The 2897-nt window shown below is 68.1% G+C and carries 2 protein-coding genes and 2 pseudogenes; 3 read left to right on the top strand and 1 reads right to left on the bottom strand.

Going from position 1 to position 2897, the window contains the following annotated elements; genetic code table 11:
- Positions 1 to 424 (top strand): annotated as a pseudogene (locus tag BS329_RS41545) (cold-shock protein); the annotation flags it as partial.
- A 114-nt stretch (positions 425 to 538) separates the two neighbouring features.
- Here BS329_RS41545 and BS329_RS41540 read toward each other — a convergent pair.
- Positions 539 to 900 (bottom strand): annotated as a pseudogene (locus BS329_RS41540) (transposase); the annotation flags it as partial.
- A gap of 440 nt (positions 901 to 1340) precedes the next feature.
- On the opposite strand from BS329_RS41540, the gene BS329_RS41535 reads away from it, so the two are divergent.
- The gene (locus BS329_RS41535) at positions 1341 to 1703 is read left to right on the top strand and encodes a hypothetical protein (protein WP_076169103.1); all 363 of its coding nucleotides are present in this window, start codon (positions 1341 to 1343) and stop codon (positions 1701 to 1703) included.
- A 146-nt stretch (positions 1704 to 1849) separates the two neighbouring features.
- Positions 1850 to 2536, top strand: coding sequence for a histone deacetylase (locus tag BS329_RS41530; RefSeq protein ID WP_084750899.1), 687 nt, complete (start codon positions 1850 to 1852; stop codon positions 2534 to 2536).
- Positions 2537 to 2897: the final 361 nt, after the last annotated feature.

Raw genomic sequence — 2897 nt, 5'->3', positions numbered from 1 at the left:
CATCAACCCCGACTCCGGCGCCGGGGACGTCTTCGTTCACGCCCGGGCCCTGGCCGAGGGGCTGACGTGGCTCGCGGAGGGCGACCGCGTCGCCTACGAGGTGGCTAGTGGGGACAAGGGCCCGCAAGCCCGCGACGTGCACCTGGTCCGGGGCACCGAGCCCCAGACGGCGCCGCAGCGATCGGCACCTGCCGCGGCCGCAGGGCCGGCGGCGCGGGACGTGCCCGTACGAGGCGGCGAGGGCGTCGTCGCGCGCTACGACGGCGAACGCGGCTTCGGCTTCATCACCCCGGACGCAGGCGGCGACGATCTCTTCGTCCACGTGTCCGTGATCACGGGGTCGGAGCCGCTGCAGAAGGGTGACCGGGTCCGGTACACGGTGCGTCAGAGCGACCGGGGCCCGCAGGCCGACCGCCTCCCTCGTGGTGACGGGGGCCCCATGCCGACCCGAGGACCTGCACCGCACTCAGAAGCTCACCAGCCACCCCCACCAACGACACAGAGCTACCGACGTATCCCAACCGAGTGAATGGATGCGTTAGACCTGGTCGCAGAGCTCGATTTTTATGAGTCGGCGGACGTTGCTCACAGTGCAGGCCAGCGTGAGTAGCGCCAGCGTGGTGCGTCCGGTCCGGACCGCAGCAGCCAGGAGATGGTGCGTTCGACGACCCAGCGGACCCGGCCGAGGCGGGACTTGCCCTCAATCCCGCGCCGGGCGATACGGACCTTGATACCGCGGCGGGTCAGGTAGCGGCGGTAGTCGTAGCCCCTGTCGGCGTGCAGTTTGTCCGGTCGGCATCGTGGCCGGCCCGCCCGGCCGTGGTGGCCGCGCACGGTCGGGTTCGTGTCCAGCAGCGGCTCGAACAGCATGCTGTCGTGGGTGTTTGCCGCCGACAACATGGGGTGGCCGCGCGGGCGCCCACCACACCGTCTTATAGTGCTTCGCCCACAGCTGAGAACAAGTAGCAGACGGTGGCCAGCGAACGATCCAAGCCCGCGCAGCGGCGATGACACGTTCGACCTGATCGATGCGGTGAGCCACCCTCGCTGACCGCCTCGGCCGCTGGCTCGGCGACGGCAGCACCTGGAACGAGATTGGCTACGCCTTCGGCGCCGGTATCGATGACGCGCAACTCCGGTCCACCCCGGGACACCGCTCGCGGACACTACTCGGGACCGACACTGCTGCGGTGCACGCCGGCATTCCGCCGGGTCTCATCGTTCGATGGCCGGTGGGCACGCCGGTGCCGGGGGACTGCGGCGTCCTTTCGTGAATGAGCGGGGTTCCGCCCGCGGTCATACGTTCACGAACTGTCAGACGGGCCGGGCACACTGTGCTCATGAGCTTCACTCTGGCCGTGTGGGAAGGGCCTCGTCCCGCCGACGACGCGGCGGCTAAGGCGACCTTCGATACTCTCGTCGCGGAATTCATGGGCGGCAGGAAGACGCCGCCGACCATGCTGGTTAGGCGCTATGTCGGCGAACTGATCACGCGCTGGCCGGACCTCGATCCCGGCGCTGATGACGACGAAGACGATATTCCGTGGACCGACAGTCTCTTGATCAACAACGCCAGTGGGCCGTTGTTCCGCTTCGGCATGGTCTTCAGCAGGTACCGGGAGGCTGCGGACTTCGCCGCGGAGCGAGCTCGTGTGCTTGGCCTGGTCTGCTTCGATCCCCAGGATGAACGCCTCGTCACCTGACGGCGGACGACGGGGCAGAAGGTGTGCCGGCAGGTGACCGCCAGTCCGATGGCACATGACGCTATCGGGGAACCTGCACGAGCGCGGCGATTTCGCGGCGGGCGATCCGGTCGAAGACGAAAACGCCGAGCGAAGCGGGGGCCGCCATGACAACTCCGGACGAGACGATGGGTGAGCTGCCCGGCTTGGTCTGGTACGCCAGCTACGGTTCGAATATGAACGCCGGCCGGTTCGGCTGTTACCTGGCCGGCGGCGTTCCGGAGGGCGGTACCCGGCTCTATCCGGGCTGTCGTGATCGGCGGCCGCCGGTGGACTCCCGCGGGTGCGAACTGCCGGGCAGGATCTATTTCGCGACCATGTCGCCGGTGTGGGGCGGTGGCCGCGCGTTCTATGACCCGGCGCTGCCCGGGCGAGCGTTCGCGCGCGCCTACCTGATCACCGCCGGACAGTTCGCCGACGTCGTGGCTCAGGAGATGTACCGCGAGCCCGGCACGGACCTCGACCTCACCCCGGTCCTGGCGACCGGTGCGGCCATGCTCGGCCCTGGGCGCTACGAGACCCTGCTCCACGCCGGGGACCTCGACGGGTATCCCGTCCTGACCTTCACCGCCCCCTGGGCCGCCGACGAGGTCGCCCCAGTCGCCCCGTCCGCGGCGTACCTGCGGATGCTCGCCACCGGACTGTGCGACGCCCACGGCTGGACTCTGGCCCGAGCCGCCGGATACCTCGCGGAGCTCTCCGGAGTGCGCGGTACCCAGACCCCGGGGGATCTTCTGGCTGTACTCGGCCGGCACGACATCGCGGCGGTCACGCCGACCGAACCGTCGAGCTGAGCACCAAGAGGTATCCGACTTACGAGGTGGCGAGCCGAGAGTACGAGAATATGTCCTCTCGTGAAAAGTGGCGCCGATTGGGTGGGGACGGAGGACGCACCTCTATTCGCTAGTGATCTTAGCGAAGTGTGAGAGGGCCCCTGCCTGTGGGGAGCTATTTCGTCTCGCGATAGGTTTTCCCGGTCACAGTTTCCTGGCTGGTGCGTTGCTGGGCAGACGCGTCGTCAAGCACCGTGCTTGGCGCAGGAAAAGGTGATGCAGTGGAAGAGGAAAAGCCCGAGCGCGCGCAGGACATGCCTGAGCGCTCGGGGAACGCGGGGACTGCCCAGGGTGTGGTTGACACCTGATTTGTGAGGCTTCG

The organism is Amycolatopsis coloradensis (assembly GCF_001953865.1).
Taxonomy (GTDB): domain Bacteria; phylum Actinomycetota; class Actinomycetes; order Mycobacteriales; family Pseudonocardiaceae; genus Amycolatopsis; species Amycolatopsis coloradensis.
The sequence above is the reverse complement of the archived record's forward strand: the minus strand, read 5'-3'. Positions and strand labels throughout refer to the sequence as shown.

Coding starts and splice junctions, on each gene's coding strand:
- BS329_RS41535 (WP_076169103.1), top strand. CDS start 1,341: ATGAGCTTCACTCTGGCCGTGTGGGAAGGGCCTCGTCCCGCCGACGAC.
- BS329_RS41530 (WP_084750899.1), top strand. CDS start 1,850: ATGACAACTCCGGACGAGACGATGGGTGAGCTGCCCGGCTTGGTCTGG.